Origin of the sequence: Cellulosimicrobium cellulans (genome assembly GCF_001722485.1) — a bacterium.
Lineage (GTDB): Bacteria > Actinomycetota > Actinomycetes > Actinomycetales > Cellulomonadaceae > Cellulosimicrobium > Cellulosimicrobium cellulans_A.
Genome location: NZ_LWGL01000029.1, coordinates 1 through 13,162 on the forward strand (window position 1 = coordinate 1; position 13,162 = coordinate 13,162).

Below are 13,162 nucleotides of genomic sequence, written 5' to 3' on the forward strand. Positions count from 1 at the left end.
CCGCGGGACGGGCGGTGGGGGCGGGCACGGGCTCAGCCTCGCACGTCAGGCGGCCGGGCGCGGGACGCGCGCGAAGCCGCCCTGGCCGAGCCACAGCGGCAGGCTGCGCCGCACGTCCGCCGGGCCGTCCAGCACGACCGCACCGCTGCGCAGCGCCTGCTCCCACGAGGAGTCGCCGCGCCAGACGCGGGTCAGGACGCGCAGCCCCGTCCGGACGACGACCGCCGGCTCGAGCCCGGGGTCGACGTCGCACACGTCGGCCTCGCCGGCCCGGACCACGAGCCACCAGCGCGCCACCGACCGCTCCACGTCGTCGAGGCGGAACTCCACGACCGTCGGCTCGTGCGGCCACGCGTCGACGGGGACGGTGCGGCGCACGTCCCAGAAGAGCAGGTGCGGGTCGAGGTCCTCCTCGCCCAGCTCGCCGACCCAGCGCACGCCCCACGCGCCGAGGGCCTCGACGACGGGGCGCAGCTCCTCCCCCGCGGCGGTGAGGCGGTAGGCGGGCCGTCCGCCGTCGTCGCCGCGACGCACCACGCCGGCGCGCTCGAGCGTGCGCAGACGCTTGGCGAGGAGCGCCGGCGACATGCGCGGGTTGCCGCGTCGCAGCTCGTTGAAGTGCGTGCTGCCGGCGAGCAGCTCGCGCACGACGAGGAGCGTCCACCGCTCGTCGAGCAGCTCCATCGCCTTGGCGACCGGGCAGAACTGGCCGTAGGTCGACATCGCGCGCCTCCCTCGCCTGGAGCTGTCCGGACCCGTCGCGACCCGCCCCCTCCTCCAGTGAACCGCCGTCGGGCGCGGGCGGCCAGTGCCCTCGGCGGCGCCGGCGGGCACACCGGCCGGTACAGATCCGGAACTGGATGCGGTCGTGCGCCGGGTCGAGCCTGGGAGACACCACCCACCACGGCCCGCGTCGCGCGGGCACGACACCAGGAGCGAGACATGACGGACACCGTGACGCCCGCGGACCTCAAGGCGCGGCACCGCGCGATGTGGGCGTCGGGCGACTACCCGGCCGTCGCGGAGGTGGTGCGCCCGCTCGGCGAGGACCTCGTCGCGGCGTGCGGCGTCCACGCCGGCCAGCGGGTGCTCGACGTCGGCGCCGGCACGGGGACCGCGGCGATCGCCGCCGCGGCGGCGGGCGCCGACGTGGTCGCGTCCGACCTCACGCCCGAGCTGCTCGACGTCGGGCGCCGCGCGGCGGCGGAGCGCGGCGTGGATCTCGCCTGGGAGCAGGCGGACGCCGAGATGCTGCCCTACGACGACGCGTCGTTCGACGTGGTGCTGTCGAGCATCGGCGTCATGTTCGCGCCGCACCACCAGGAGACGGCCGACGAGCTCGTGCGCGTGGCGCGCCCGGGCGGGACGATCGGGCTCGCGAGCTGGACGCCGGCCGGCTTCATCGGGCAGATGTTCGCGACGATGAAGCCGTACGCGCCCGCTCCCCCGCCCGGCGCGCAACCTCCGCCGCTGTGGGGCGACGAGGACCACGTGCGCGCGCTGCTCGGCGACCGGGTGCGGGACGTCCGCACCGAGGTGCGGACCCTGCCGGTGACGGCCTTCGCCGACGGCGAGGCGTTCCGCGAGTTCTTCGCGAGCCGGTACGGGCCGACGATCGCCGTGCGGCGCTCGCTCGCCGAGCAGCCGGAGCGCCTCGCCGAGCTCGACGCGGCGCTGCGCGACCTCGGTGACCGCTCGCTGGACGCGGACGGCGCCATGGGGTGGGAGTACCTGCAGCTCGTCGCGACGCGCGCCTGACGCCGTCCCGCTCGTCCCGGGGTCTCGGTGAGCCCGGCGCGTCAGCCGTCCCGGTGCGTCTCGTCGGGCGCCGGTGCGGGTTCGCCCTTCGGCACGAGGGGGCCGCGCCACACCGACGTCGTCGACGCCTGGGCGAGGGGGCGCAGGATCAGCGAGTCGATGTTGACGTGGTGCGGGCGCGTGACGGCGAACGTGATGACGTCGGCCACGTCGTCGGCCGTGAGCGGGTTCTCCACCCCGTCGTACACGGCGTCGGCGCTCGCCTGGTCGCCGCCGTAGCGCGTGAGCGAGAACTCGGCCGTGTGCACCATGCCGGGCGCGATCTCGATGACGCGGACGGGCTCGCCGGCGAGCTCGAGCCGCAGCGTCCGCGCGAGGCCCACCATGGCGTGCTTGGACGCGACGTAGCCGGACCCGCCGGGGTAGCCGTCGTGGCCCGCGGTCGACGTGAGGAGCACGATGTCGCCGCGGCGGGACGCGCGCAGCAGCGGCAGGAACGCCTTCGTCACGCGTACCGTGCCGAGCACGTTCGTCTCGTACATCGCGCGCCAGCCGTCGACGTCGGCCGCGTCGACGTGGTCGACGCCGAGGGCGAACCCGGCGACGTCGAGCAGCGCGTGCACCGGTCCGCGCGCACCGGCCTCGGCGACGAGGCGGGCGACGTCGTCGTCCGACGTCACGTCCCCGACGACCGGGTGCGCGCCCGTGCGCTCCGCGACGTCCGCGAGGCGGTCCGCGCGCCGCGCGAACGCGACGACGTCCCAGCCGCGGGCGCGCAGCTGGCGCACGCACGCCTCGCCGATGCCCGACGACGCGCCGGTCACCACGGCGCGCAGCGGGGAGGCCGAGGGGCGGTCGGCGGGCGGCGTCGCGGGGCGGGCGGCGGACGGGGTCGCGGGCTCGGTCACGCGGACACTCTGCCACGCCCCTGCGGACGGCCCGTGGTGACGGCTCAGGTGACGACTCAAGTGACAGCTCGTGGTGACGGCTCGTCCCGCGGGCGCACGCCCTCCTCCTCGAGGAGGAGGGCGGCGCGCCGCCGATCTCCGCCGCACGCAGGTGCTGGCAGCCCGGGCTCCCTCCGTAGCGTCGACGCCGGACGACCCCGGGACCGGGGACGCGTCCGACGACGACAGGAGGACCCATGATCCAGGTGGAGGCGCTCACGAAGCGCTACGGCCCCACCACCGCCGTGGACGGGCTGACGTTCACGGCCCCGCCGGGAGCGGTGACCGGCTTCCTCGGCCCCAACGGCGCCGGGAAGTCCACGACCATGCGGATGGTCGTGGGGCTCGAGCGCCCGACGTCCGGCACCGCGACCGTGGACGGGAAGCGGTACGCCGACCTCGCCGCGCCGCTGCACGCCGTCGGGGTCATGCTCGACGCCCGCTCGGTGCACCCGGGCCGCACCGCGTTCCGTCACCTGCTCGCCCAGGCCCGGACGCACGGCATCCCGCGCTCGCGCGTGGACGAGGTCATCGCGATGACGGGCCTCGAGTCCGTCGCGGGCCGCCGGGCCGGGACCTTCTCGCTCGGCATGGGCCAGCGTCTCGGGATCGCGGGCGCGCTGCTCGGCGACCCGGGGGTCCTCATCCTCGACGAGCCGGTCAACGGCCTCGACCCCGACGGCGTGCTGTGGGTGCGCCGGCTCGTGCGCGACCTCGCGGCCGAGGGCCGGACCGTCCTGCTGTCCTCCCACCTCATGCACGAGCTGGCCCTGTGCGCGGACCGCATCGTGATCATCGGGCAGGGCCGGCTCCTCGCCGACGCGCCGCTGCCCGAGCTCGTGACCGACGGCCGCTCGCTCGAGGACGCCTATCTCGAGCTGACCGCCGGCGCTGTGCAGTACCGCGGCGGCGCCGCCCCGGCGGGCGCCCCCACCGCTGGAGGTGCCCGATGAGCGCGCCCGCCCGCACCCCCGCCCCCGCGCAGCGGCCCGAGCACCGCGCGGCGGCACGCGGCCGCGTCACCCTCGCCCGCGTCGTCGCCTCCGAGTGGGTGAAGATCACGAGCCTGCGCTCGTCCGTCTGGACCGCCGTCGCGACCGTCGTCGTGGCCGGCGCGCTCACCTACGTCTCCGCGAACGCCTCGTCGGGCGACCCCGGCTTCGACCCGGCGGACTCGTTGACCGGGGGCCTCCTGCTCGCGCAGGTCGGTCCGCTCGTCCTCGGTGTGCTCGTGGGGACCCAGGAGTACGGCTCCGGCGCGTTCCGCACGACCTTCACGGCGGTCCCCGGGCGCCTGCCCGTCCTGCTCGGGCAGCTGGTCGCCACGGCGGCGTTCTCGCTCGTCGTCGCGCTGCTGGCCGTCGCCGCGAGCGTCGTCGGCGTCCTGCCCGCCGCCGCCTCCCGCGGGATCACCCCCGACCTCACGGCGGACGGGACGCCGCAGGTCCTCGTCGGCATCGTGCTGTACCTCGTCGGTCTCGCCCTGCTCGGCCTGGCGGTCGGGGCGCTGCTGCGCCGCGTGGTCCCGGCGCTGACCACCGCGGTCGTCCTCGTCCTCGTCCTGCCCGTGGCGGTCGTGGTGGCGTCCGACGTCGGTGGCGACCCCATGGCGGCCGCCGCGTCCGGGGACGTGCCGCAGCAGGAGGCCGTCGCCAACACCGTCGCCACGTTCCTCCCCAGCGGCGCCGGCCAGGTCATGACGTCGCCTCCCGACGTCGGCGGGCTCGAGGGCGCACCGGACCTCGGGGCGCTCGGCGCCGGGCTCGTCCTGGCCGCCTGGACCCTCGTCCCCCTGGGCGGCGCCGCCTACCGGCTGCGCGCCCGCGACCTGGCCTGACCGGAGGACGAGCCGATGCACCGCACGACGACCCCACCGCGGTCCCCCGTGGCCTCCGGACGGGTGCTCGCCGCTGAGCTGACCAAGCTGACGACCCTGCGCTGGCCCTGGTGGGTCCTGGTGGCCACGGTGCTCGTCGCGGCGGCCCTCGCCGTGGCGACGGGCATGTACGCGCGCGCGAGCGACGCGCGGCCGGCGGCGAGCCTCGTGGTGTCCGGCTACGTGCTCGCCCAGCTCGGCCCGCTGGTGCTCGGGGTGCTCGTCGGCACCGAGGAGTACACGACGGGCACCTTCCGCGCCACGTTCACGGCCGTGCCCCGGCGGCTCCCGGTGCTCGCGGCGCAGACGTCGGTCACGGCCGCCGCGGGCCTCCTCGTCGCGGCGGCCGCGCTCGGCGGGTCGCTCCTGGCCACGCTCGGGCAGCACGGTGCCGGGCCGGCGGGCGGCCTCGCCGGCCCGGAGGCGGCGCGACAGCTCGCGGGCTTCGTGCTCTACCTGACCGGGATCGCGCTGCTCGGCCTGGGGGCCGGGGCGCTCGTCCGCCGGCCCGCCGGAGCGTTCGTCGCCGGCGTGACGCTCCTCGTCGTCCTCGACCAGGTCCTCGCGGCGAACCCTGGGCGCGTGACCGACACGGTGCGCGCCCTCCTGCCGGGCACGGGGTCGCGGATGCTCCTTGACGACGCGCGGCTCGCGTCCCTCGACGCGACGGGCCTCGGCCCGGATCTCGGCACCTGGGGCGGGGGCCTCGTTCTCGCCGCGTGGGTCGTCGTCCTGCTGGCCGCGGCGGGCTACCGGCTGCGACACCATGATCTCCGCTGACCGCCCAGGGCGCGCTCGCGATGAGAGAGTGTGCCCGTGGTCGGGCTGACGGATGCGCAGGTACGACGGCGCGGTCCGCTCGGACGCGCCGTCGCCGAGCGCCCGTGGGTCGCCGACGTGACGATCGTCGGCGGGACGCTGATCCTCGGGCTCGTCACCTCGGTCGTCGCGCTCGACACGGTCGAGGGCTCGACGAACCTCGGGCTGTTCTCCCCCGACGCGCCCGTCGCGCAGGTGGTCGCCACGGCGTGGCTCGCCGGCGCCGGGCTGGGCGCGGCCGCGCTCGCCGTCCGCCGCGCGAGCCCGCTCGTCGTCACGGCCGCGCTCACCGGCCTCGCCGTCGTGTCGCTCGCCGTCGCGGGCGTGCTGGGCGTCCTCGGCGTGTGCCTCGCGTGCGCGCTGCACACCGTCGCGGCCACGCGCCCGCCGCGGACCGCGTGGACCGCGTGCGCGGCCGTGTTCGTCGCCGTCACCGTCGCCCTGTGGTGGTGGCAGGACATCGGCCTCGCCGAGATCATGCTCTGGAGCGACCCGATCATGACGCCCGACGGCGACCCCGTGCGGAGGCTCGACGAGCCGCCGTTCTCCGGGGGCCGCCGGTCGGCCTCGGTGTTCCTCCTGCTCGCGCTCCTGCTGCTGGGCGTGTCCACGGGCTCCGCCGCGCGTGCGCGTCGCCTGCACGCGGCCGACCTCGTGGAGCGCTACGTGGCGCTGGCCCGCGAGCGCGACCAGAGCGCGGCGCTCGCCCGCGCCGCCGAGCGCGCACGCATCGCGCGGGAGATGCACGACGTGGTCGCGCACAGCGTCTCGGTCATGGTGGCGCTGTCCGACGGCGCTGGTGCGGCGCTCGACCGCGCTCCCGACCGCTCGCGCGAGGCGCTGCAGGAGCTCTCGCGGACCGGGCGCGAGGCGCTGGCGGACATGCAGCGCGTGCTCGGCGCGCTCGATCCCGCGGAGGACTCCGACGTCGACGCGGGGGACGGACCGCCGGCACCGGCGGAGGCCAACCTGCGCACCGTCGTCGACCGCTTCCGGGCGGCCGGGCTGCCCGTGGCCGCCCACGGTCTCGACAGCGCGCTCCCGCCGGACACCTCGCTGCGGCTCGCGGTCGTGCGGATCGTCGGCGAAGGGCTGACGAACGTGCTCCGGCACGCACCCGGCACGCCGTCCGTGACGGTGAGCGTGCGGCGCGGCGCCTCGGCGGTCGAGGTCGAGGTCGTCGACGACGGCGGCACCCGGCCAGGAGCCGGCGGCGGCACGGGCCGCGGGATCCTCGGCATGCGCGAGCGCGCCGCCGTGCTGGGCGGCCACGTCGAGGCGGGGCCGCGACCCGGCGGTGGCTGGGTCGTGCGTGCCGTCCTGCCGTGCGACGGAGGGGGCGACGCGTGACCACCGTCCTGCTGGTGGACGACCAGGCCTTGCTGCGCATGGGCCTGCGCCTCGTCATCGAGTCCGAGCCCGACCTCGAGGTGGTCGGCGAGGCGTCGGACGGTGCGACGGCGGTCGACCAGGTCCGCGCGCTCGCCCCGGACGTCGTGCTCATGGACGTCCGCATGCCGGGCCTCGACGGCATCGAGGCGACCCGGCACGTCGTCGCCGAGCACCCCGCGACGCGGGTCCTCGTGCTCACGACGTTCGACCTCGACGAGTACGCCTTCGCCGCCCTGCGGGCCGGGGCGAGCGGCTTCCTGCTCAAGAACTCGCGGCCGGGCGACCTCGTCGAGGCGATCCGCACGGTGGCGTCGGGCAGCTCCGTCGTCGCCCCGCGCGTCGTGCGCCGCATGCTCGACCTGTTCGCCCCGCACCTGCCGGCCGGCGGAGGGGGCGCCGAGCCGCCCGGCGACGGTCTCGACCCGCGCCTGCGTGCGCTCACCCCGCGCGAGCTCGACGTGCTGCGGTGCGTCGCGGAGGGGCTGTCCAACGCCGAGACCGCCGAACGCCTCGTGCTCTCCCCCACGACGGTCAAGACCCACGTCGGCAACGTGCTCGCCAAGCTCGGTGTCCGTGACCGCGTCCAGGCGGTGATCGTCGCCTACGAGTGCGGGCTCGTCGTGCGGGGCGGCACGCCGGGCGCGAGCGGGGCCGGTGTGTAGGCTGGACGACGGACCGCGGGCCGTGCGCATTGGCCCGGCGGGGTGGCCCCGGATCTGGGCCGCAGGTCCGCGTGGCGCGAGATGACGCGTCCAGCACAGCACCGTTGCCTGCGTCGACGCACGCCCCGGGACACGTCCTCCGGAGGCACCGCCGTCGCGCGCCCGACCCCGCCGGAGTGAACCGCGTGCCCCTTCCTGATCTCCACACCCGTCGCCAGACCCGTCGTCCGTCCCGCCGTCCCGCCCGACCCCTCCTCGCGACCGCCGCGAGCGCCCTGCTCCTCGCCGTCACGGCGTGCTCGTCCGGCACCGCGGGCCGAGGGGCGGACGGCGCGGGCGACACCGCGTCGTCGGGCACGGCCGACGGCTCCGCGACGGCCACGTCCACCCCGACGTCCACCCGGTACCCGCTCACGCTCGACGACTGCGGGTTCGAGGTGACGTTCGACGCCGCGCCGGAGCGCGTCGTGACCATCAAGTCGAGCACCACGGAGATGCTGCTCGCCCTCGGGCTCGGCGACAGGATCGTCGCGACCGCGTTCCCGGACGGGCCGGTGCCCGAGTCCCTCGCCGACGCCGCGGCCGAGGTGCCCGCGGTGGCCGAGCCGATGTCGGACCAGGTGCCGGGCGCCGAGGCGGTGCTCGCCCTCGAGCCCGACCTCGTGTACGCCGGCTGGGAGTCCAACCTCACCGCGGAGGGCGCGGGCGACCGCGAGACGCTCGCGCAGCTGGGCGTCGCGACGTACGTCTCCCCCGCGGCGTGCAAGGCCCCCGGCTACATGCCCGACCCGCTGACGTTCGACGACGTCTTCGCCGAGATCACCGAGGTCGGCGAGATCTTCGACGCGCAGCAGGCCGCCGCGGACCTCGTCGCGGAGCAGCGCGCGACGCTCGAGGGCGTCGAGCCCGACGACCGTGGTCTCACCGCGCTCTGGTACTCCTCGGGCGACGACATCCCCTACGTCGGCGCGGGCATCGGTGCGCCGCAGATGATCATGGACGCCGTCGGGCTCGAGAACGTCGCGTGCGACGTCGAGGACACGTGGACCTCCTTCGCGTGGGAGGAGGCGATCGCGGCCGACCCGGACGTGCTCGTGCTCGTCGACGCCGCGTGGAACACCGCCGAGTCGAAGATCGAGCGCCTCGAGTCCAACCCCGCGACCGCGGGGATGACCGCCGTGCGCGAGGGCCGGTACCTGACGATCCCGTTCCCGGCGACGGAGGCGGGCGTGCGCAACGTCGACGCCGTCGTCGACCTCGCCGCGCAGCTGGAGGCGCTGGACCGGTGACCGCGCTGCGCGCACGCGCCGACGTCCCCGCGACGACGGGGGCGGGCCCCCGCGCGCGCCGCGGGGCGGCGTGGTGGCTCCCCGCCGGCGTCGCGGCGCTCGTCGTCACGGTGCTCGTCGCGGTGACGGTCGGGCCCGCGGACCTGGCCGTGGGCGACGTGTGGCGCTCGGTCGCCACGCACCTCGGGCTCGGCGGCGCGCTCGGCGTCGAACCCCTCGGGACGCTCCAGGACGGCATGGTCTGGCAGCTGCGCCTGCCCCGCGTGCTCACCGCCGCGGCGGTCGGCGCCGGGCTCGCGGTGTGCGGTGTGGTCATGCAGTCGCTCACGCGCAACCCGCTCGCCGACCCCTACCTGCTCGGCCTGTCGTCGGGCGCGTCGCTCGGGGCGGTGCTCGTCCTCGTCGTCGGGTGGACGGTGCTCCTGCCCGTCGCGGCGTTCGGCGGCGCCGTGGCGGCGCTCGTCGCGGCGCTCGCGCTGGCGGGCGCGGTCGGGACGATCACCCCGACCCGCACGGTGCTCGCCGGTCTCGCGGTGAGCCAGCTCGCCGCGGCGGCCACGAGCTTCGTCATCTTCTGGTCGGCGACCGGGGACTCCTACCGCGAGATCCTCTCGTGGCTCATGGGGTCCGTGGCGGGCGCGACGTGGACGTCCGTCGCCGTCGCGGGGATCGCCACGCTCGTGCTCGGGACGCTGCTCGCGTCGACGGGCTCGGTGCTCGACGCGTTCACGTTCGGCGACACCGCGGCCGCCGCGCTCGGGGTGGACGTGCGGCGCGTGCGCTGGCTGCTGCTCGTCGGCGTCGCGCTGCTCACCGGGGCGCTCGTGTCGCAGTCGGGGTCGATCGGCTTCGTCGGCCTCGTGCTGCCGCACGCGGTGCGCCTGCTCACGGGCGCCCGGCACCGGCTGCTCCTGCCGCTGTCGGCGTTGTTCGGCGCGACCTTCCTCGTCTGGGCCGACACGCTCGCCCGCACGGTGTTCGCGCCGCGCGAGCTGCCCGTCGGGATCGTCACCGCCGCGGTCGGCGCGCCCGTGTTCGCGCTCCTGCTGTGGCGCGGGAGGAGGACGGCATGACGGACGTGCGGACCGACCGGGAGCCGACGCCCACGAGACCGACGGCGGGAGCGCGGGACGCTCGACCGGGCGAGGGCCTCGACGCCGCCCGCGTCTCGTGGTCGGTCGACGGGCGGCTGGTCCTCGACGGCGTCGACGTCACGGCGCCCCCGGGCGCGGTGAGCGGGCTGCTCGGGCCGAACGGCTCGGGCAAGTCGACGCTCCTTCGCGTCCTGGCGGGCGTCCAGGCACCGACGGCCGACGGGTCCGCGCCCGCCAGCGTCCGGTTCGCCGGCGAGGACCTGCTCGGCCTTCCGCGGCGCCGTCGCGCCCGGGTCCTCGCGCTCGTGGAGCAGGACGCGACGACCGACCTGCCGCTCACGGTGCTCGACGCCGTCCTGCTCGGCCGCATCCCGCACCGCTCGCTGCTCGCGGGCGACACCGCCGCGGACCGGGCGGTCGCGCACGACGCGCTCGCCGCCGTCGGCATGGAGGCGTTCGCGGGCCGCGAGGTGGCGACGCTCTCGGGCGGCGAGCGTCAGCGCGTGCACATGGCGCGCGCGCTCGCCCAGGAGCCGGCGTTCCTCATGCTCGACGAGCCGACGAACCACCTCGACATCGCCGCACAGCTCGACGCGATGCGCGTGCTGCGCCGCCTCGCCGACGACGGCGTGACGGTGCTCGCGGCGCTGCACGACCTCACCCTCGCCGCCCAGACGTGCGACCACGTGGTGCTGCTGTCCGGCGGGCGCGTCGTCGCGGCGGGCGACGTGCGCGACGTCCTCGTGCCCGACGTGCTCGACCCGGTCTACGGCGTCCGGACCGACGTGCTCCTGCACCCGCGCACCGGTCGGCCCGTCCTCACGTTCACGCCGCGCGACTGACCGGCGGTCGCGCGGCCGTCCTGGCCGGTCCGCTCAGAGACCGCGCAGCCGCTCGGGGCGCACGCGCACCGTCACGGAGTAGTCGGCGTGGAACTCGTCGGCCGACATGCCGAGGTCGCGGATGTCCGCGGCGTACTTCTCGTCGTACGCGGCACGCTCGGCGGGCGTCAGGCCGGCGTCGTCGACCAGGGCCGTGCCGGTGAGCACGACGACGTCCCCGCCCGAGCGCGTGCTGTTGAGGTGGAGCGCGACGTGCTCGTTCCGCCGGACGTTGCGCAGCTTCGCCGTGCGCGGCTGGCTCTGGAGGACCACGTCGCCCCCGGCGCCCCACAGGAACCACACGGGGGTGGGCTGCGGCCGGCCCTCGGGATCGACGGTGACGAGCCACAGGACCGTCTCGTCGACCAGTCGGGCCGCGGCGCGGCGGCCGAGGTCCGTGCCCGGGTCGACGACGGCGCTCACGCCACGCTCCCGAGCCGCGGGAGCTCGATCGCCGGGCAGCGGTCCATGACCATGTCCAGCCCGGCGTCGCGCACGCGCCGCGCCGCGTCCTCGTCGATCACGTCGAGCTGGAACCACACCGCCTTCGCGCCGATCGCGACCGCCTGGTCCGCGACGTCGCCCGCGAACTCCGACCGCACGAACACGTCCACGACGTCGACCGGGAAGGGGATGTCCGCGAGCGACGCGTACCCCTGCTCGCCGTGCACCGTCTCGGCCGAGGGATGGACGGGCACCACGCGCTTGCCCGCCTGCTGCAGCACCCGCGCGACGCCGTACGCGGCCCGCGCGGTGTTGTTGGACAGGCCCACGACGGCCCACGTCTCGGTGTCCCGGAGCACGCGCCGCACGGTGTCCTGCTCGCCGGCGCCGGTCTCGGCGGGTGTGACGTCGCTCATGACGGCGAAACCCGGTTCTGGTCGTCGCTATTCCACGACCGGGCCCGGGCCACGTACGGCGGCCGGTCGCCCGAGCCGGTCGCCGGGACCCGATCAGACGAGCGCGAGGGCGAGCAGGGCAGCCGCCGCGGCGCCCGCGGCGGTGCGTGCGTGGTTCCACGCGAGCCACCGCGGGACGAACGCGACCCACTCGGCCGCCGGGTCGACCGCGGCCTCGAGGCGGTCGTTGAGCGGCACGTTCCCGACCCCTGTGATCCCGAGGATCCCGACGAGCGCGACGACCGCACCCGCGAGCGCCCACCCCGCCCGGGCCTCGCCGCTCACGAACCCGACGACGGTGGCTGCCGCCGGGAGCAGGACGGACGCCGCGAGCAGGACCATGAGCGGTGGCCGCAGGGCCGTCACGTTGATCGACCGCATCGCGGCGGCACCCGAGCCCGGGTCGAGCCGCCGGAGCCCGGCCATGACGAACGCGGAGAAGGCGTACAGCACGCCGCCCGCGAGCCCGGTCGCGACCACCGCCGCGAGGACGAGGAGGTCGAACGTGCTCACAGCCGGTCCGCGGGCGTCCAGGCCGCGGCCTCACGCGCCGCGAACTCGCGGAAGCCGCGCGGCTCACGTCCGAGCGCACGGCGGACGCCGTCGGTGACATGGGCGCCGCGGCCGTCGAGCACCTCGGTGAAGAGGTATGCCATGAGCTGCACGACGTCGCCCGGCAGACCGGCAGCCGCCAGCCCCGCGGTGAACTCGTCGAGCGCGATCGGCACGAACGCCACGTCGCGCCCGCTCGCCGCGCCGATCTCGGCGACCGCGTCCGCGAAGGTCAGCAGGCGCGGTCCGGTGAGCTCGTAGACCTGCCCGGCGTGGGCGTCGTCGGTCAGGGCGGCCACGGCGACGTCGGCGACGTCCTCGAGATCGACGAACGGTTCGACGACGTCGCCCACCGGGAGCGCCAGCGCCCCGTCGAGCACCGGGTCGAGGAGGAAGCTCTCGCTGAAGTTCTGCGCGAAGAACGCGCACCGCACGACCGTGCGGGCGGGGAACACCTCGGCGACCGCCGCCTCGGCCCGCTGCGCCTCGGTCTCGCCGCGTCCCGAGAGCAGGACGAAGCGCCGGACGCCGGCGTCGCGGGCGACCTCGGCGAGGCGCGTCACGGTCTCGGGCGCCCCCGGGACGGCGAGGTCGGGCGCGTACGCGACGTACACGGCCTCGGCGTCCGCGAGGACCGGGGCCCACGTGGCTTCGTCGGCCCAGTCGAACCGCGTCGTCGCGCCCGTGGCGCTGCGCGACGCGCGCCGCACCGGCAGCCCGAGCGCGTCGAGGCGGTCGGCCACGCGCCGGCCGCTCTTGCCCGTCGCGCCGAGCACGACGTAGGCGCCCGGGGGGTCGGCCGGCGCCGGGTCCGGCGTCGTGGCGGAGGTGGGCTCCGTGCTGAGGATCGGCGTCGCGGTGGGAACGGGTGTCGAGGTCATGGTCGTCTCCTGTCGTGGCGTTCCGGTGCGGTACGACTGCCAGTCAAGCGACCCACCGCGAGACGTTCCATGGTCGATCGGCTCGTGCGCATATGCGATCGTCTTCCGCGCC

Annotated in this window: 15 protein-coding genes; 9 read left to right on the forward strand and 6 right to left on the reverse strand. The window is 76.4% G+C overall.

Annotation, left to right across the window (positions count from 1 at the left end):
- Nucleotides 1-45: 45 nt before the first annotated feature.
- Nucleotides 46-723, reverse strand: a complete 678-nt coding sequence (locus JZ5iCDA_RS05415; protein WP_069386231.1) for a winged helix-turn-helix transcriptional regulator — start codon at nucleotides 721-723, stop codon at nucleotides 46-48.
- Nucleotides 724-942: 219 nt separating this feature from the next.
- Between JZ5iCDA_RS05415 and JZ5iCDA_RS05420 the strand changes: the two genes are divergently transcribed.
- Nucleotides 943-1,758, forward strand: a complete 816-nt coding sequence (locus tag JZ5iCDA_RS05420; RefSeq protein WP_069386232.1) for a class I SAM-dependent methyltransferase — start codon at nucleotides 943-945, stop codon at nucleotides 1,756-1,758.
- Between the two features lie 41 nt (nucleotides 1,759-1,799).
- On the opposite strand, the gene JZ5iCDA_RS05425 is transcribed toward JZ5iCDA_RS05420, so the two are convergent.
- Entirely contained in the window at nucleotides 1,800-2,666 is an 867-nt protein-coding gene (locus JZ5iCDA_RS05425; protein WP_083259694.1) for an SDR family NAD(P)-dependent oxidoreductase, read from the reverse strand.
- Between the two features lie 236 nt (nucleotides 2,667-2,902).
- Between JZ5iCDA_RS05425 and JZ5iCDA_RS05430 the strand changes: the two genes are divergently transcribed.
- The 8 genes from JZ5iCDA_RS05430 to JZ5iCDA_RS05465 all read left to right on the forward strand — a co-directional run bounded on the left by JZ5iCDA_RS05430 (nucleotide 2,903) and on the right by JZ5iCDA_RS05465 (nucleotide 10,679).
- Nucleotides 2,903-3,658, forward strand: coding sequence for an ABC transporter ATP-binding protein (locus JZ5iCDA_RS05430; RefSeq protein WP_069386233.1), 756 nt, complete (start codon nucleotides 2,903-2,905; stop codon nucleotides 3,656-3,658).
- A complete protein-coding gene (locus JZ5iCDA_RS05435; protein ID WP_069386234.1) occupies nucleotides 3,655-4,542 on the forward strand; it encodes a hypothetical protein in 888 nt (295 codons plus the stop codon). Before JZ5iCDA_RS05430 ends, JZ5iCDA_RS05435 begins: the two co-directional genes overlap by 4 nt.
- Nucleotides 4,543-4,557: 15 nt before the next feature.
- Nucleotides 4,558-5,361 (forward strand): hypothetical protein, encoded by an 804-nt coding sequence (locus JZ5iCDA_RS05440; protein WP_069386235.1) that lies wholly within the window; start codon nucleotides 4,558-4,560, stop codon nucleotides 5,359-5,361.
- A gap of 36 nt (nucleotides 5,362-5,397) precedes the next feature.
- A complete protein-coding gene (locus JZ5iCDA_RS05445; RefSeq protein ID WP_253181964.1) occupies nucleotides 5,398-6,750 on the forward strand; it encodes a sensor histidine kinase in 1,353 nt (450 codons plus the stop codon).
- Nucleotides 6,747-7,454: a response regulator transcription factor gene (locus JZ5iCDA_RS05450; protein WP_069386237.1), complete on the forward strand. Its 708-nt coding sequence runs from the start codon at nucleotides 6,747-6,749 to the stop codon at nucleotides 7,452-7,454. Before JZ5iCDA_RS05445 ends, JZ5iCDA_RS05450 begins: the two co-directional genes overlap by 4 nt.
- A 185-nt stretch (nucleotides 7,455-7,639) precedes the next feature.
- A complete protein-coding gene (locus tag JZ5iCDA_RS05455; RefSeq protein WP_083259697.1) occupies nucleotides 7,640-8,743 on the forward strand; it encodes a putative F420-0 ABC transporter substrate-binding protein in 1,104 nt (367 codons plus the stop codon).
- 5 nt (nucleotides 8,744-8,748) lie between these two features.
- Entirely contained in the window at nucleotides 8,749-9,816 is a 1,068-nt protein-coding gene (locus tag JZ5iCDA_RS05460) for a putative F420-0 ABC transporter permease subunit (protein ID WP_069386252.1), read from the forward strand.
- Nucleotides 9,813-10,679: a putative F420-0 ABC transporter ATP-binding protein gene (locus JZ5iCDA_RS05465; protein WP_083259699.1), complete on the forward strand. Its 867-nt coding sequence runs from the start codon at nucleotides 9,813-9,815 to the stop codon at nucleotides 10,677-10,679. Before JZ5iCDA_RS05460 ends, JZ5iCDA_RS05465 begins: the two co-directional genes overlap by 4 nt.
- Nucleotides 10,680-10,712: 33 nt before the next feature.
- Here JZ5iCDA_RS05465 and JZ5iCDA_RS05470 read toward each other — a convergent pair whose 3' ends face one another.
- The 4 genes from JZ5iCDA_RS05470 to JZ5iCDA_RS05485 form a co-directional block, all read right to left on the reverse strand.
- Entirely contained in the window at nucleotides 10,713-11,141 is a 429-nt protein-coding gene (locus JZ5iCDA_RS05470; protein ID WP_069386238.1) for a TIGR03667 family PPOX class F420-dependent oxidoreductase, read from the reverse strand.
- The gene (locus tag JZ5iCDA_RS05475) at nucleotides 11,138-11,578 is read right to left on the reverse strand and encodes a CoA-binding protein (protein WP_069386239.1); all 441 of its coding nucleotides are present in this window, start codon (nucleotides 11,576-11,578) and stop codon (nucleotides 11,138-11,140) included. The genes JZ5iCDA_RS05470 and JZ5iCDA_RS05475 overlap by 4 nt, the downstream gene beginning before the upstream one ends.
- A 93-nt stretch (nucleotides 11,579-11,671) precedes the next feature.
- Nucleotides 11,672-12,130: an anthrone oxygenase family protein gene (locus JZ5iCDA_RS05480; protein WP_069386240.1), complete on the reverse strand. Its 459-nt coding sequence runs from the start codon at nucleotides 12,128-12,130 to the stop codon at nucleotides 11,672-11,674.
- Entirely contained in the window at nucleotides 12,127-13,050 is a 924-nt protein-coding gene (locus JZ5iCDA_RS05485) for an NAD(P)H-binding protein (RefSeq protein ID WP_083259695.1), read from the reverse strand. Before JZ5iCDA_RS05485 ends, JZ5iCDA_RS05480 begins: the two co-directional genes overlap by 4 nt.
- Nucleotides 13,051-13,162 lie beyond the last annotated feature (112 nt).

Excerpts from the sequence above, each read along its gene's own strand:
- JZ5iCDA_RS05430 (WP_069386233.1), top strand. The coding sequence starts at position 2,903 with ATGATCCAGGTGGAGGCGCTCACGAAGCGCTACGGCCCCACCACCGCC.
- JZ5iCDA_RS05485 (WP_083259695.1), bottom strand. The coding sequence starts at position 13,050 with ATGACCTCGACACCCGTTCCCACCGCGACGCCGATCCTCAGCACGGAG.
- JZ5iCDA_RS05415 (WP_069386231.1), bottom strand. The coding sequence starts at position 723 with ATGTCGACCTACGGCCAGTTCTGCCCGGTCGCCAAGGCGATGGAGCTG.
- JZ5iCDA_RS05465 (WP_083259699.1), top strand. The coding sequence starts at position 9,813 with ATGACGGACGTGCGGACCGACCGGGAGCCGACGCCCACGAGACCGACG.
- JZ5iCDA_RS05435 (WP_069386234.1), top strand. The coding sequence starts at position 3,655 with ATGAGCGCGCCCGCCCGCACCCCCGCCCCCGCGCAGCGGCCCGAGCAC.
- JZ5iCDA_RS05440 (WP_069386235.1), top strand. The coding sequence starts at position 4,558 with ATGCACCGCACGACGACCCCACCGCGGTCCCCCGTGGCCTCCGGACGG.
- JZ5iCDA_RS05475 (WP_069386239.1), bottom strand. The coding sequence starts at position 11,578 with ATGAGCGACGTCACACCCGCCGAGACCGGCGCCGGCGAGCAGGACACC.
- JZ5iCDA_RS05420 (WP_069386232.1), top strand. The coding sequence starts at position 943 with ATGACGGACACCGTGACGCCCGCGGACCTCAAGGCGCGGCACCGCGCG.